The 16,581-nt window shown below is 33.7% G+C and carries 14 protein-coding genes; 4 read left to right on the top strand and 10 right to left on the bottom strand.

The features are described from left to right. Nucleotides 1-5 precede the first annotated feature (5 nt). Nucleotides 6-1,271, bottom strand: a complete 1,266-nt coding sequence (locus ACFX4G_RS04425) for a Y-family DNA polymerase (RefSeq protein ID WP_377572982.1) — start codon at nt 1,269-1,271, stop codon at nt 6-8. 166 nt (nt 1,272-1,437) lie between these two features. On the opposite strand from ACFX4G_RS04425, the gene ACFX4G_RS04420 reads away from it, so the two are divergent. After that, a complete protein-coding gene (locus tag ACFX4G_RS04420; RefSeq protein WP_377572980.1) occupies nt 1,438-1,668 on the top strand; it encodes a hypothetical protein in 231 nt (76 codons plus the stop codon). Between the two features lie 543 nt (nt 1,669-2,211). Next, a complete protein-coding gene (brnQ, locus tag ACFX4G_RS04415; RefSeq protein WP_377572978.1) occupies nt 2,212-3,564 on the top strand; it encodes a branched-chain amino acid transport system II carrier protein in 1,353 nt (450 codons plus the stop codon). Nucleotides 3,565-4,200: 636 nt separating this feature from the next. On the opposite strand, the gene ACFX4G_RS04410 is transcribed toward brnQ, so the two are convergent. The 3 genes from ACFX4G_RS04410 to ACFX4G_RS04400 form a co-directional block, all read right to left on the bottom strand. Then, nucleotides 4,201-4,356 (bottom strand): hypothetical protein, encoded by a 156-nt coding sequence (locus ACFX4G_RS04410; RefSeq protein ID WP_237074799.1) that lies wholly within the window; start codon nt 4,354-4,356, stop codon nt 4,201-4,203. Nucleotides 4,357-4,734: 378 nt separating this feature from the next. Next, nucleotides 4,735-6,498, bottom strand: coding sequence for a dihydroxyacetone kinase subunit DhaK (gene dhaK / locus ACFX4G_RS04405; protein ID WP_377572976.1), 1,764 nt, complete (start codon nt 6,496-6,498; stop codon nt 4,735-4,737). A 1-nt stretch (nt 6,499) separates the two neighbouring features. Next, complete coding sequence (locus tag ACFX4G_RS04400; RefSeq protein WP_097823719.1) at nt 6,500-7,633, bottom strand: glycerol dehydrogenase; 1,134 nt, start codon at nt 7,631-7,633, stop codon at nt 6,500-6,502. Nucleotides 7,634-7,944: 311 nt separating this feature from the next. Between ACFX4G_RS04400 and ACFX4G_RS04395 the strand changes: the two genes are divergently transcribed. Then, nucleotides 7,945-8,988, top strand: a complete 1,044-nt coding sequence (locus ACFX4G_RS04395) for a PocR ligand-binding domain-containing protein (RefSeq protein WP_377572974.1) — start codon at nt 7,945-7,947, stop codon at nt 8,986-8,988. A 770-nt stretch (nt 8,989-9,758) separates the two neighbouring features. Here the strand turns inward: ACFX4G_RS04395 and ACFX4G_RS04390 are convergent. Then, the gene (locus ACFX4G_RS04390) at nt 9,759-10,238 is read right to left on the bottom strand and encodes a hypothetical protein (protein ID WP_097823721.1); all 480 of its coding nucleotides are present in this window, start codon (nt 10,236-10,238) and stop codon (nt 9,759-9,761) included. Between the two features lie 299 nt (nt 10,239-10,537). Here ACFX4G_RS04390 and ACFX4G_RS04385 point away from each other — a divergent pair, with 299 nt between their 5' ends. After that, entirely contained in the window at nt 10,538-10,654 is a 117-nt protein-coding gene (locus ACFX4G_RS04385) for a DUF5412 family protein (protein ID WP_176521233.1), read from the top strand. Nucleotides 10,655-10,695: 41 nt separating this feature from the next. On the opposite strand, the gene yfmH is transcribed toward ACFX4G_RS04385, so the two are convergent. The 5 genes from yfmH to ACFX4G_RS04360 are packed head-to-tail and all read right to left on the bottom strand — an operon-like array spanning nt 10,696 to nt 16,576. Next, entirely contained in the window at nt 10,696-11,958 is a 1,263-nt protein-coding gene (gene yfmH, locus ACFX4G_RS04380; RefSeq protein WP_377572971.1) for an EF-P 5-aminopentanol modification-associated protein YfmH, read from the bottom strand. After that, nucleotides 11,936-13,237, bottom strand: coding sequence for an EF-P 5-aminopentanol modification-associated protein YfmF (yfmF, locus tag ACFX4G_RS04375; protein ID WP_377572969.1), 1,302 nt, complete (start codon nt 13,235-13,237; stop codon nt 11,936-11,938). Before yfmF ends, yfmH begins: the two co-directional genes overlap by 23 nt. After that, nucleotides 13,234-14,514, bottom strand: a complete 1,281-nt coding sequence (locus tag ACFX4G_RS04370) for an MFS transporter (protein ID WP_377572967.1) — start codon at nt 14,512-14,514, stop codon at nt 13,234-13,236. The genes yfmF and ACFX4G_RS04370 overlap by 4 nt, the downstream gene beginning before the upstream one ends. Nucleotides 14,515-14,563: 49 nt before the next feature. Next, the gene (locus ACFX4G_RS04365) at nt 14,564-15,745 is read right to left on the bottom strand and encodes an aKG-HExxH-type peptide beta-hydroxylase (protein ID WP_377572965.1); all 1,182 of its coding nucleotides are present in this window, start codon (nt 15,743-15,745) and stop codon (nt 14,564-14,566) included. 18 nt (nt 15,746-15,763) lie between these two features. After that, a complete protein-coding gene (locus ACFX4G_RS04360; RefSeq protein WP_377572963.1) occupies nt 15,764-16,576 on the bottom strand; it encodes a multinuclear nonheme iron-dependent oxidase in 813 nt (270 codons plus the stop codon). Nucleotides 16,577-16,581 lie beyond the last annotated feature (5 nt).

The following is a 16,581-nucleotide window of genomic DNA, read 5'->3' as shown; positions in this document are numbered from 1 at the left end:
CTCCTTTATGCTTTATGACCTCCTAAAAGGCCGTTTCGATAACGAGCTGTTGAATGCTCGAGATGGCTTGAAGCTCGCAGAACACTATTCCTCCCATAACGCATACGAATTTCATCAATCGTTTTAGCAAGGGCATAGGCTCTTTCGCGCTGGTCAATATCTTCAAATAAGCTCATTTGCTCTTCTTCTTGAATACTGGTGTTCGATAAAGAAATTCCAATCGATCGAATGGGCATTCCGCTATCAAATGTGTATAGGATGGTTAAACAATAAGGGGAGATATCTTGACTTAAATTCGAAGCTCGCTCCATTTTCTTTTGCCTCGAGAAACCCCCACCTGTTTGTTTGCTGTAGCCAATGGATAAATGAATAGTTTGTGCCACGACTTGATGCATACGTAAACGAAAGCACACATCATCTAACAGTTCTAATAGCAGCAATTCCACTTCTTTTCGATTTGTATAGTCTCGAAACAGAATTTGACTCTTCCCGAATGATCGAGAGCTCGGAATATACACGTCAGAAATGCGACTAAAATCAATTCCATTTGCATGTTGGTGGATTTCCTCTCCTAAGACACCAAATTCTTTACGTATCATCTCTACAGAAGAAAGAGCGAGTTCTTTTATGGAGTGAATGCCCAAACGATTTAAGCGTCTTTCCGTAGCAGACGAGATTCCCCAGAAATCCTTCATTGGGTGAATCGACCATAATTTGAAAGGAATATCTTCGTATCGCCAATAAGCTACCCCTGTTGTGCTATTCTTGGCCTCATGATCTAAGCTCACCTTAGCCAGTAAGAGATTCGGACCTATGCCTGCAGTAGCTGTCAGCCGTGTTTTGCGATAAATCTCGTTGATGATTTTATGGGCTAATTCTTTTGGTGTGCGAGCGAATAAATGCAAAGAAGCTGTGGCATCAATAAACAACTCATCAATGCTATACGCATGAAAATCCTCAGGAGCCACATACTGTAATACCAAACTAGAAACATAGTTCGAAGCCTTGACATACCTTTCCATGGATGGATTTACGACATGGATATCTTTCCTTCTAGGAATATCGAAAAGACGGCTGCCTGTTTTGATCCCTTCTTTCTTTAATAAGGGTGTGGCAGCTAACACAACTGATCCCGACCGCTTTGTATCTCCTACAACTGCCAACTTTGTTTTTAATGGATCTAGCCTACGTATCACGCATGAAACAGAAGCAAAGAATGCTTTCATATCAATACAAATAATGACTCTGTTTGGTAGATATTCATAATCCATTGGAATAACTCCTCAAATAAAGAACGTTTGTTCTCTATTATATACGAACAAACGTTCTTTATTCAATAAAAACTCTAAAGTTTTCCCGATTATTGTTAATATAATAGGAGACAAGAATATTGTGAGTGAATTTGGAAGATAAAGGAGATGGCAAACGAATAAGAAAATGACTAACTATATTATCTTTTTTTCATGGTTTTTATTCTTAGTTCTTTTGTGGATTGTCGTTTCATTATTCAAAGGTGAAAATGGACAGTGGTGGTCTATGTATCGTTTAAATGCAGACAAATACGGCCTTTGGGCTTTAGAGATTTCTTACATAAAGTTTAGTATTGCTGCTTTTATCTCATTAGCAATAGCTTATATGGTGAGTTTTGGATTCAAAAGAAAAAGATAAGGTCAAATAAAGTGCTTTGAAAGTAATATAGATCGTTGGATTTAATCGGAATAAGAAATAATGATAAAAAGACCCTAATTAATATGTTAATAAGGTCTTTTCAGTATCTATAAAGTTTATTATGTATTTTATAGATATTAAATAATTGATTTTATTTTTGATGTTCAGCCCATTTTAAAAAGCTTTATAAGTTTCGTAGTACTATATTTATAAACTTTCTTGCGTGTAATTAAATCCCATTAATTAACAGAATAATATACGCGTTTTGAATATTATTTATAGTCTTCTCAAAAAAATATCCGTATTAAACTACTTAATGTACGCGATTTGAATAAAGATTTTGATTTTTAATATTATTTTTATTTTAACAATGAATAATGAACGGAAAATTGATAATTTTTTAAATTTTATCAAAAAAGTTTATTTTTTATATTGAAATATGTAATTTGACTGTTTATAATACAAAAAAGATAAGTTATTTGTAATTTAAGTTGTCTGAAAATTTAATTTTTTATGAAGAATATTATTAATGGAGGTTTCACCGTGTCAAACAAAGTACCGTTTTCTTTTATAGTAATCATTGGTTTAATGTTATTTGCATTATTTTTTGGAGCTGGAAATTTAATATTCCCTGCCATGCTTGGCCAGTCAGCGGGAGCAAATATCTGGTCAGCAAATGCGGGTTTTTTAGTTACTGGAGTAGGCTTGCCTTTACTTGGTGTACTAGCTTTTGGATTCTCTGGAAAGGAAGATTTACAATCATTAGCAAGTCGCGTACATCCTATCTTTGGTTTAGTATTTACAACTGTTCTTTATCTAGCTATTGGACCTTTATTTGCTATCCCACGAACAGGTAACGTCTCTTTTGAAATCGGACTTAAACCTTTCATTTCTGAAGGCTATAGTTCTATAGCTTTACTCGTGTTTACTATTATATTTTTCAGCATTACATGCTTTTTTTCTCTCAATCCGGCGAAAATTGTCGATATTGTCGGAAAATTCTTAACTCCGATTAAATTAACATTCATCGGAATTCTAGTTCTAGTAGCTTTTATTCATCCTATTGGAAAATTTCAAGCACCCACAGAAAAATATATAACAAACTCTTTTTTTAATGGGTTCCAAGAAGGATATCTAACAATGGATACTCTTGCATCTTTCGTTTTCGGAATCATTATTATCAATGCAATTAAAGAAAAAGGCGCTAAAACAAAGAAGCAAATTATAACTGTTTGTCTAAAAGCTACAGGAATTGCTGCTATTATTCTTGCAACTATCTATTCAGCCCTTTCATACATGGGCGCCTCAAGTGTAGAAAAGCTTGGGCATTTAGATAATGGTGGTGCGGTGCTAGCGAAAGTTTCTGATTATTATTTTGGAGAATATGGAGGATTACTATTAGGCTTAATGATCACAGTAGCTTGTCTGACAACTAGCGTAGGGCTTATTACTTCATGCTCTTCTTATTTCCATAAATTATTACCTTCTATTTCTTATAAGAAAATTGCGATTAGCTTATCCGTGTTTAGCGCAATCATCGCAAATGTTGGATTAAATCATTTAATTTCTTTTTCAGTACCTGTTTTAACAGTTCTCTATCCATTAGCAATCGTTCTAATCTTTTTGACTTTCCTTCATTCTTTATTTAAAGGATGTGCTGAGGTATACCAAGGCAGCCTATTCTTAACATTTGTTGTAAGCCTGGTAGATGGATTAAATGATTTTGGCTTACACATTCCTGGTATTGACCAAGTATTTACTTATTATCTTCCTCTTTACCATATTGGATTAGGTTGGATATTCCCTGCAATTATTGGAGGTCTTGCAGGTTATGGAGTTAACTTGTTTAAAAATAAAGAGCAATTTACTTCTAAATCAACAAGGTTAAATAAATAAATTCACTTTAATTCTCTGATTAAATTAAAGCATTTAGATGACCACTTTGAAGCCTCCTTTTATTACTATTTCGCACTTAGTATAAAATGAAGTTTCAATTAACTTCTAAATAAGGGAGTATAACTATGAAGAAAACGTCACAAGCTTATAGCTGTATGGATGCGTTAGTATTTAGATAAGATTAAAGAAGATTTAATGGAAGAAGATGAATTGCTTAAAAATTCTCGTAAATAATAAAGCGAATGTAAAAAGAGGCTTTTACTTACACAAAGTAAAAGCCTCTTTTTACGCGTTTCTCTTGTTATATATGTTTTTAATAAAATATTATTAGATTCCTGTTCTTAGATATAAAAAACTTCTATATTCCCCTTTTTTGTAACTTATAACTGCAAAAAAATACATATTAAAGGTTAATATATACCCCGATAAAACCCAGAAGATAATGTAGAACTATCTATTAAAATCAAAAAAGGGCTATAGTTAGCTCTTTTTTGATTTTAATAACATATACAATATCTAAAACTGATTAACATAAAACGATTTTATAGGAATAAATAAAGCCTCAAGAAGTGTTACATACTTCTTGAGGCTTTATTGTAGTTATGTATTCTTTAACTTATTACTTGGTCATCTTGGTCATAGATAAATAACTGTATCTAAACTTTCAATTAGATATCTATTTACTAACCGCATTGCTTCAATACTATTATCAAACTTGTAGTCCCACTTATAAGCACCTACTTTGGATGCTGGCTCATACTTAGCTAAAAACCATTTTTTATTTACATTCATCTCTATATTTTCCTTTATAATCTTTATATTTTGCCATCTAAATAGACTAAATCACAGGTTTATTCTATTTTAATTATATATCAAAATTGAGTTGGGAAACTTGAATATCATATACAAAGTTAGTTAACATAATCACTCTTTCCGGAAAACATGTGAAAAACGATCCCTTGATAATCAAGGGATCGTTCACTTTTTGTTTTTCTTTTTTATCTTTGAAATACCATTGGTTATTGTACATTTTTATCACTTCTAGCTTAAACGAGATTGTAAAAGATCGTCCTTAGTGACCCATAAAAAATTCCCCTCCACGTACAGTGTCATCCTCACTCTTAAAGAGTAATTTTTTCACACTATATTTAGAGGGGGTAATACCAAATTTTACTTATTTTCTCGCATTACTTGAGCTACTTCAGTAAAAATTACGCCTAAGCCATGTGCACCTGCGTCCGGATAACCAAGACTTCTTTCTCCAACCGTACCAGCACGTCCCATACGTGCAACAATCTGTTCGGTTGATTTTGCTCCTTCAACAGCAGCTTCTGCTGCTTTGACAAGAGCATGTTTCATGCTTTCACCTTCAGCAGCACTTGATGTTAACGTATCTGCATAAGGTACTAAGGCATCGATTAAAGTTTTATCTCCCACAACAGCTCCACGTCCAAAAGAACGTTCTCCTGTTGCTTGAATTCCTTTTACAGACGCTTGGATCATTTTAGCAAATTCTGTTAAATTCAGTTCGGTTTTAGATTCGGCGTTCTTTCCAGCCGCGCGAAATGCTGATCCCCAAATAGGGCCTGATGCTCCGCCACAGTGCTCCATGATAACGATAGAACACGCCTCTAAGAAGTTTCCAATATCATTTGATTTATTTTCGAGAATTTCGTGCCATTCAGCTTTCAGCTGTTTGAACCCTTTAGCAACACTCATACCAAAGTCTCCGTCACCAGCATGGGAATCTAATTCACAGAATGGTATTTCATTTCTAATAATACATTCACTCATTTGGTCAACCATAAAAATAATATTATTCAACGTCAATCGATTTTCGGTTACTACGGAATATTCTTTGTTGGTTTGCACCTCATAGGACACTTTCGGGGCCTCCGCGGTACCGATGATTTCATTATAAGTGACAGCTGGTACTTCACCTTTGATTTTTAGCGCAGGAGTATCGCACTCTTCAGATAGGAGACTCTTTAAGTGTTCATCTAATTTCATAATTGAAATAGAAGCACCGGCCATATCGATGGCTGTCATATAGTTTCCGACAAACGTTCTTGCAATCGTTACGTTTCTACGTGACAATTCACGAATGACAGAATGATTTAATAAATATAGTTCTTGAAGAGGTGTGCTTCCAAATCCATTAATTAGGACAGCCACTTCTCCTTTTCCATCTTCTATCCCTACTTCTTTTAATAATGAAGTTACCGTACGCTCTGCGAGTTCGTCTGCTGAAATAATTTTTTCACGACGGATACCAGGTTCTCCATGAATACCAACGCCAAACTCCATCTCATCTTCTGCAATCTCGAAAGTAGGAGTTCCTTTAGCAGGAACTGTGCAGGAAGTTAGTCCAAAGCCAATGCTTTTAACATTCGCAATAGCGTTTTCTGCTGCCTCTTTCACTTTTGCTAGATCATACCCGCGTTCTGCTGCTGCACCTGCTATTTTATGAACAAGAACAGTACCAGCTACTCCCCGTCTTCCAACTGTATATAAACTGTCCTGTACAGCAATATCATCATCTACTTTTACATAATCCACTTGAATTCCATCTTCTTCTGCTAGATAAGCAGCATTCTTGAAATTCATCATGTCACCACTGTAGTTCTTAATCACTAGTAAAGTTCCCTTATCGCTAGCTGTTTCTTTAATGGCTTGATAAATCTGTATTTGAGAAGGTGAAGCAAATACATCACCACAACCTGCTGCATCTAACATGCCCTTTCCTACATATCCAGCGTGAGCAGGTTCATGTCCACTTCCGCCCCCGCTAATTATACTTACTTTACTTTTATTAATTTGGTCTTTTTTAATGACTTTATATTTTTCAATTAAATTCAGTTCAGGATGTGCTAGAACCATCCCTTTACACATCTCAAGTACAACATCTTCCGGTTTATTAATAATTTTTTTCATTTTATATCAACCTCTTCTTATAATCATTTCCAATTTGATCTGCTGCAAGAATAGCTGCAGCTACTGACTCTGGATTAACAGGGAATGGCATAGAATAGATAGATTCCTCTGGAATACAAGCTTTATTAGCTACTTCCATTAACTCTTCTTGTGTAATTTGTTCCACTCCAATATCAGCGAGACAAACTGGAAGTCCTACTGCTAAACAGAAATCTAACACTTCTTCTATTTCCTCAGTTGGCGCATTTTCCAATACCAATTGTGCTAATGTACCAAAAGCTACTTTTTCACCGTGGAAGTAATGGTGCGCACTTTCTAAAAGAGTAAGCCCATCATGAATCGCATGTGCTCCAGCTAATCCACCACTTTCAAACCCTAATCCTGATAATAAGATATTGGCTTCAATAATGTTTTCTAAGGCTGGAGTAACAACATTATGATCGCTTGCAGCTTTTGCTTTAACCCCGTCCTCTAATAGAGTGTTGTAGCAATGTTCTGCTAACACTAATGCTGCATTTGTACCTTTTGCTGGTGAACATAAGTCCTCACGTACTCCACAAGGTAATCCAGCATTTACATTAGAGAAAGAACGTGCTGTTGCTCTTGCTTCGAAATAAGTGGATAACGCATCCCCCATACCAGATACTAAGAATCTAGTAGGTGCATTAGCAATGACTGTTGTATCAATTAATACAACACTTGGGCTTTGCTTAAAGTATGCGTAATCATCGAAAGCACCCTCTGGTGTATAGATAACTGCGGAATGACTTGTAGGTGCATCTGTAGCAGCGATTGTTGGGACGATAATTAATCCCTCTCCCTCAGCCACACATTTTGCTGTATCAATTGCCTTACCGCCACCTAAACCAATTGTACAATCACAGTTGTTTTCTTTCGCTATTTCCTGCAATCTAGAAATTTCTGGTCTTGAACATTCGCCATTGAATCCGCCTTCAAAAAATGTAATACCATATTTTTCTGCTGTTGCATCTAATTTGTCTTGTACACGTTTAATATCTTCAGGATGTGCTATTAAAAGTGCAGAAGTACCAAATGTTTTCACAAAATAACCTAAATTTAAAATTTCATCTTCACCTTGAATATATTTTGAAGGACTAATAAATGCTTTTCTCATAAATAAAACCTCCTAATTAACTTTGTAATCCCTTACAATCGGAATTTTACTATCTTTTGTATAAGATTACATTAGTCTTAAGTGACGAGTTTTTACAACTTTTTATCGTATTTTTTTGCTCTCTTCATTTAATATGGTATTATTATGACATTATTTCAGGTAAAAATACTACTAAGTTCACGTTGAAAAGAGGTTACCTTTATCGCTGAACACTCTTTTATTTTACGAACTCAGGAATAAAATAAAGATATTCTCAAATAGGTAATCCAAACTACCGCACGGAAAGTAGAAGCAAGGGAGATAAAACATCATTGAAAACTACTTACATGAATTTAGATAAAATACTAGATTTAAAGAAATGGCGAAACCTTCAAGATTCGCTTGCGCTTGTTACAAAATTAGCGATTGTCACGGTTAACTATAAAGGAGTGCCCATTTCTCAACACAGTGGTGTACGTCCGTTTTGTGAGACTATGCGTAAAGATCCTAATACAGCAAAGCTTTGTGAAAAGTGCGATGCGCGGGGAGGATTAGAGGCAGTCAGAACCAATGCTCCCTATATCTATTTATGTCACTGGAATATTATCGATATTGCCATTCCCATTATAATTGATGATAAATATGTAGGTGCCATCATGGCGGGAGAAGTGAAAATTAAGGATGGTGACAAACATCCTCCCTTGGAACAAATGCTTACTGTTCCATCAAAGGGATTTGAACAAAATTTAAATAATAATGAGGAAATACAGCGTCTATATGATTCTATTCCTACTCTATCCTATACAGAAATTAACGACGCTGCTCAAATGTTATATAGGCTTTGTAACTACATTGTAGAGGAAGCTATGAATAAAAACTTAATTTTAGAAGTATATGAAAAGATGGCTCCAGTAAAAGAGGACCTTTCTACTGAAGACATTTCTTACGGTTATTCTCTAGATAATATTCAAAATATAAAAAAGAAATTAGCCAACACCGTTACTAATGCTTACGTAAAAACGTCTATTAACGATCACTTAGTTTGTAAAAACAAAGTATTACAGCCAGCCTTTGACTACATTTATAAGCATAAAAGAGAAAAAATATCTCAACAAAAGATGGCTGATTTATGTCACATTAGTACAGGTTATTTCAGCCGTGTATTTACCAAAGAAACGGGTATGAATTTTTCTGTTTTTATTTCTCTCAAAAAAATAGAGTGGTCTAAACAATTATTAGAAGAAACGGATTTGTCTATTGCACAGATTAGCGATGAATTGGGTTTTAACGATCCCGGGTATTACATCAAGACATTTAAAAAATATGAAAATATAACTCCTAACGTCTATCGGAAATATTATCAAGAAAAGCTGTAGAATTTTCAGTCCTGGTGTAAGAAATATATATAACTTTTCCATACTGATACTATTACTCTAAAAAGGGATACTCTCAGTATGGAAAAGCAAAATCTCTTTAAGTGGAAACACGATTGATTTTTATCTGAGTAAAATAAGAAATAAACAAGCAGCATAGTAAATAAACAAATTTTTTATTTACTCCATAGTTTTAATAAAGTAGTTTAATCATTTACTTCTCATTAACAATAACGTTTATTACGTGTAGATGCTAATAGCTAGCCCTTATTTATTCAATGCAAATACTATAGATCATGTAACAGTGGTCGGTTGAAAAAAATTTTCGCCCCTACCATATCCTATTTCTTTAATTTTTGTTTTGATGTAGTTTTATCTGATGAAATAAAAAGGGAACTTCCTGGTTAGCAGGTGTTCCCTTTTTTATATGAAACATAATAATCATTTATCCAAGAAAATAAGATTACGAAATCTGTACTTCAATTAAAGCTATCCTGTTTATCTTCACTTTTAGATGGAGGACATCTTGCGATTTTTTGTCTATTTCATAAAAAAATAAACCACTAGCACCTCCTATATAACCATCTACCCCTTACCTACTGCAGTAAGAGCTCCTTGTTATTTTTTGAGTAGACAGGTAAGTTTACTGCAGTAGCTGCAATCATAGTATCTAAAGAATTACGAATTGATTACTAATCAGTATCTATTTCAGTACCGTTGCCGCGTTAATATACGTTGTGGATGTACAGTTTTAATTAGCCACTTTTCCTTTGTTAATCCGGATTACACGTTATCTTTCCATATCTCAATGCATCATAGATAGCTCGCCCATCACTTAAACTCGTTTCTGAATATTCAAAGGGTAAGAGCGAGAAAACAATATAATAAATAGAGAAATAAACAAATTGGTAAGAGAAGAGATTCTTTGAGAGAACACCCCACATAATTAAACCATACACAAGAAGTATAGACGCTAAATTAGCTATGGTACCTCCAGCATAAACACAAGCATGAGTAAACCGATTATCATACTTTAATTTTTCGTAAATACAAAAGGAGTGCAAAAAATAAATAGATTTTATTTTAATTTTTTTCCACCTAAAAATCGTTCTCCCTTGTCCAATGGTAAAATCGACATTTCCTCCTAAAATAATAGCCATAAGTGAGTGCCCCAGCTGGTGAATAACAGACACAAGTGGAATGACAATTAAAAAAGAAAATAATAATTTCGGCATATCACTCCATCCAAACATACCTGTCTCCCCTTCATGCTAAAATAATCTTACATTTGATATTCCACATTTTCGTCTATCAAAACCGGTATTTTTATGAGGGCTATATAAGAGAACGGTGCGCTTCTATGTTTTGTGTTTATGTTTCTATTAGGTTAACTAAATAATTAAACCGGACCTTCTTTACAATAAAAAGAGCTACCTCCAAATAGAAAAAGGTAGCTTGCTCTACTCAAGAAAAAAATTACATACGTTAATCTGGTTTAAAAAATTTAAGTATTTTAACATGATAAAAATATAAATAAAGCGCTTTTGTTCTTTTGTTCTATTCATTTAATTCACCAAATAATACATATAAAGTAGAGCTTTACAGAGCCAATGATGGTGCTACTATGAGTTATACTCTTAGAGGAGAAGTCAGTAATAATAAAAATTAAACACCTCTATTTAGTTTTTAACATATAACGGAAACACATAATTAATATTTTATAGGATATATAAAAGAACATTTTTTTTCTTCTGTTAAATGTTCTAAAAGCCTATTTTGAACTTCGTTAATATCTATTGCTTCTAAAATTGGAATAATATCAAAAAAATCTAAATCGTTAACTAAATAACCAGCTACATTTCGACAGAGTTTACTTGGTGAATCAAATAATTCTAGTACTCTACCAATAATCTTATAACGGGCTCTTTGAAAATTTAACTCCTCTAACCCATAGTTCTTGATTTTCTGGACAGTTTTATCCCACTCATTAATTATTAGATCAGGTCTTTTAGAAACGCCACCTAATGCTGAGTAGGCATAAGAAAGGCTAGCTTCATACGACCAAAAAAAGTCTTTTCCAATTAACTCTTCATTATATAGTTTTTGGTATAGAAGAGAGCTTTTTCCGGAAATCGATTCCAAACCTACCTTAGTTAGGTAATCATGTTTTAACAATTTGCTTTTCGTTAAAAATTCTGTACTGTCCCTGTATCCCCAAAAAAGTTGAGGCTGTGAAATAGGCATCTTTGTTTCTAAAAAAGGACTTCCTATAGTAATTTTATTATCTATTTCTTTTATAGTTACTGATTTTTTATCCTGATGAATATTTACATTTTGAACTACATTAAAAATAACTTCGGGCTCTATATCTCCAATTACTACCAGTTTCATATTTTCAGTTCTATAATATGCTTTATAAAATAACTCAAGGTTAGCTTCATTTATTTGGGCGATACTCGATATTGTACCTAACACCGGGGTGCCCAGAGAATGATGTTCGCCATAAAACAGTTTTAACAAATTAAAAAAACCATTGTTACGTGCGTTATCAGTGGACATTCGAATTTCTTGTTCAATAACCTTTCTTTCCTTATCTATAATTTTTTTCGAAAAAGATAAATTATTGACAAATTCAAGTAACGTCTTTAAATTTCTAGGTATTTCTTCAGTACAAGAAACCGTATAAGAAGTTATATCAAATGTGGTAAATGCATTAATAGAGGCTCCACCCGCAGCAAATTGATTTAAGATATCTTTTCCATCCTTTTTGTAAAACATAATGTGTTCTAAAAAATGCGCTATTCCCTTAGGAACAATCTGAACTTTAGAACCCGTTTGTAATTGTAAGTCACTGTTAAATGAACCACATTTCACTAACAACATCATATACACTTCATTAAATCCTGGTTTTTGAATTACATTGATATCTAAATTATTAATATTAATTGATTTAACAGAAGGTGTAATTATCATCTTTACTCTCTCCCTTATTACCTAATAGATATAATGTACAACCTTCTAACTTTTGAGCTGCACTTATAATTTCAGTCAGAGTAACTTCCTGTACAGCTAAAAGCATTTCTTCCATAGTACGAACTCGTCCACTTACTATACCATTTTGATGAAAGTCTATTAAACTTGCAACAGAATCTAATGATAACTTATATATGTTACACAACCCTTTAATCGTGAGCTCTATCTCTTCTTCTGATACTACACCCTTTTTAATTAACTCTATCTGTTCCGTAATAATCATATTTGACTTCTCTAATGTATCCGGCTTAATGCTAGATTGTATATACATTATTCCTTTTAGTGCATCTAATGAGCTTGATACAAAATACGCAAGTCCATATTCTTTTCTTAAATTAACAAAAAGTTTTGAATGGGGAAACCCACCCAAAATTCTATTACAGAGAACAAGTGAAGGATAATCATCGCTTGAAAACATTACCCCTCCTGTACTATATCCAACATTCACTAATAATTGACTTAAGGAGAACTTTTCGTAAGTGTGATTCTTTGCAGATATCCGCAAAGGAGAAGGAGGTTCCAGTTTATACTTTTTATTTGACTCATTTAGTTTGCTAATCTCTTTTCCAAACCTTGATATTAATTCATCTACTATACAGTTTGGTTCTATATTACCCACAACATAAATATGTAAAGGTGAGCTTTGAATAATTTGGTTATAGAGCTCAAATAATGTTTTTGACGTCCATCTATCGATATCCTTTAGGTAACCTAAATGTGGAATACTGTACAATTGTCCCTCTGTCATCTTGCTTAGGCACCGTTCGATTGAATAATTAACTTTATTATTTAATCTGTTAATTATACGACTAAAATGCTGTTGTTTTTCATTCTCAACAGAATCCACTGAAAAAGTCGGCTTAAATAAAACGTCAGATAAGATAGTAATAACCTCACTTACCACTGATTTTTCATGATAAACGTTAAATGGGTTTGGGAAGGTGACTGAAAGACCCAGTATTTGCTTTTCCCCTTTCTTTTCAACTGATGCTTGTAGCTTAGCACCGTATAACCTATCTAGGATCAACTGTAGGCTTTGATTGTTTAGATAACTATTAGATCCCTGTAACAAAATATGAGGTATCATAGCAGCCCCTGTAACTACTTCCTTCTCAAGATCCAAATATACACGTACAGCAATTGTAGTTAATACGTATTTTTCAGTTGGTAGAACATGTATCGCCATTGGGCCCTTCTCAAAAGTCTGAAACTGTTTCATGACATGGTCTCCTTCTCATTTAGCTTAAGTCGACGACCATTAACAAACCATCCTATAATCCAAATAATACTTAGGATTGTAAAAGGTAATGCAGATAACCATAAAAGACTTCGAACATTCACAAAATGGTTAAGCTGAGGTAAAATACCCGTTAAGGTAATAAATAAAATTCCATCTAATGCATCTGCCAAAGCTATGACCTTTCCACGATTAATACTAGAAGTAAGTTGTAATTCTACTTCTAAAAGGTTAGAAGGTAAAAATAGAGCGACCCAAATCATTAAATAGCATATTGGTCCGAATATAATAGGTGATAGTGAAAGTCCTATAGTACATAAAGACATTATTAATAACGGTATCGCATAACCATAAGGTACTCGTTGTAACCTAATAAATCTATCCCTCCAGGAAACCGTAAAGTAAGAGCCCAATAACATTCCTATTGATGCAATTAATCTATAAAGTCCATAATACTTTTCTCCATTCTCCACAGTTGCATTTAAAAGTGGTACAAGTAGAACATCGGTAAGACTTAAACATCCCCAAACCAAAAACGACCCAAAAACTAAATATTTCAGTGTTTGATGACCCCATAAATAAGAAAAACTTGCAGCTAATCCTTTTTTATTCAATAATCTCTGTTCTTCATTAGAAGAAGGCTCCCCTTCTGAATTATCTTCGTCCACATTTTCTGTTGGCAATGAAATCCAAGCTATAATTCCCGCAATGAAAAAGGTAAGTGCATTGAATGCTAGTAGCCACACGACTCCACCAGTTAGCAAACCGACTGCAGCAAAAAGAGCTCCAATTACTCTTGCCAAACTATTTAAAACCCCCATAAATCCGTTGGCAAGTGGTAATTGATCCTTTTTAACAAGTCCTGGTATACTAGCTGATAGAGCTGGACGATACGGTAAATCTACAATTCCCATTAAAAGAGACATGATTAAAATTATTGATGTATTTTCAGAATTTATGGCCATTAAAGAACTAAATATAGCCAGAAGAATGTTAATTATAGTGGTAATATATCGACGAGAATAACGATCAGCAATACTACCAGCAAGTGAAAACAAAACAAATTGAGGTGCAAAGCGAATAAGTAGAAATGCGCTATAAACTATTATTGATTGAGTTAATGTAAAGACATAAGCAGCCAAAGCTATTCCTTGAGCCATATTTCCGAGTGAAGAAATAGCTTCCGAAACGCTGACTAACGCAAAGTTTCTTTGCTTGAAAAGAGGTTTAAATTTAGTGAATGGTAATTTAAGCGACAACAAAAAACCCCCTAAAAAAACTAATAGTTCATTTCATATTTGAGAAATGTTAACTAGTAAGATTTTGTTCCATCTCTTTTACTAATGAAATACCTTCGGAAGTTAGATTAGCATTTTCAGTTATAATTAATAGTCCCTTTTCTAATTCTTTAGTTATTCTATCTATTTCTTTTAATGCAATAGTTTTAAAAGGACTATTGTCCTTAGTTAAAAAACGATAAAACTTTAAAAGACGAGAATGTACGAAGCATCCATGATAAATACCATAAAGGGGCCTCAATTCGTCACGCCACGGTGAAGGATAGATAGCCTTCATATCATCAATTAAATGTGGACGAGCACACATCAAAGTATTTAGCCTGATATGACTTGCTTCATGAATAAGCCATTCTGCAGCATTAATCAAAGGTCGTTTCAAATGGGAGGCAAAAATAACACCATGTACACGAAAATCTGAAAAGAAAGGCAACCCTGGTGGTTTAAAAAATACAATATGTTTTACATTTTCTTTTATTTCAGTATGCATTTCTGGCCAACAAGTTTCTACCAACTCTAATGCTTCAGTAAAAAGTACAGAAATATCCTCTGATATTTCCTCGATTAATTCCATTTTATCCATCCGCAACTCAGACGGTGTAATTATATCTAGGTAACTGCTAGTCCATAAAGTTTGATTACAAAAAAAAGGATAATAATCTATCGTATTCCCTAATTCCCTACTTTTCCATGACTTATAGAACGTATCATTTGTTATAAAGAGAGTATCTTCTTTAATAGATATGTTAACTGCTGATAATCCTGAAAAATCGACATTAAGTTTTTTCTTATTATACAAGTTTAAATTGTTAACCAGTTCGTTACTTATTAAGCAAGTGAAAGGAGGAATTTCAGGAACTATATTGAATTTCAACCAAATATTTATGCATAGATAAATGAATCCTTTAAATCTCCATTCATCTTGCTTTTCACAATTTTTTTCTAATACTGTTTTTGCATTCTCAATCCATAGATATACTGATGGATGGTTTAAAATAATATCTCTACCCCTTGTATCAAGATTGGTCAAAGATTTAAGTGCATTGGATAACCAAGGTACGTCATATTTTTCATTGGATTGGTTAATTAACTCCAATGCTTTATAATTTCTCAATGCTAAAAGCTGCCGATGCAAGTCTTCTGTTACTTGTTTTGATTGAGGTTCTAAATATTGAGATTGCTCAAGGTTAATCACTTTTTCCCCTCCCAAATATTAAACAGATAAAGCTTTTAAACGTTCAGTAACTTTTTTTACTGTATTGCAATAAGCATCTAATGGTGTATTCTTTCCCAGTTCCACAGTGATTCCTCTTATTCCAGTGAATCGTTCCAAACAAGTTTTTAACTGCTCCCAACGGTCGTCGAAAGTAATGTTACGCCTTTTTGATACACCATCTGCTCCGATATGGAGTTCACATACCTGTGCTCCATCCAGAAAATCTAGAATTTTTTCGAAAGAAACATTAAAGGCATTTGCGGTTGCAAATGTATGTGGAATGTCAAGAATGATTGGTACACCAGCTTCCATTGAAATATTTCTCAATAATTTATAATCTTCAAATACGTCTTGCCCACCCCATGCGTGATAACGGGGACCTAGCTCAATTACAAAAGGTACACCAAATTCTTCTTGATAATTCCTAATTCTTTCTACGATCCTCGCTTGTAGTCCATCTTCATGAATAGGGGCTAGTATATAACCAAATTGTACTCCGGTGGTAGTGCCTAAAATAGACAAGTGCTCACCAATCCATTTGGCATTGAGTGTTTTAGCTTGATAAAATACATCCTTAATAAGTTTGCTTGTAGGCGAACAAAGGTCTGCAAGTGGTAGTGTACTGCAATGGGCAATTTTAGGGAAATCCTCTGGTACATTCTTAATCGATGTTGGTAAATGTACTTCTAAATAATTATGATTGGGATCCAATTCGTTCTTGATAAAATCAATATATTCTGGACTATCTACCCAAGCAACCCCAACCCCCAGAAATTTATCCTCAATTTTAAGATTATTTTCGAGTTTCATAGAAT

Origin of the sequence: Priestia sp. YIM B13486 (assembly GCF_042787865.1) — a bacterium.
GTDB lineage: Bacteria > Bacillota > Bacilli > Bacillales > Bacillaceae_H > Priestia > Priestia megaterium.
Note: the sequence above shows the minus strand (reverse complement) of the source record. Positions and strands in the feature narration are given on the sequence as shown.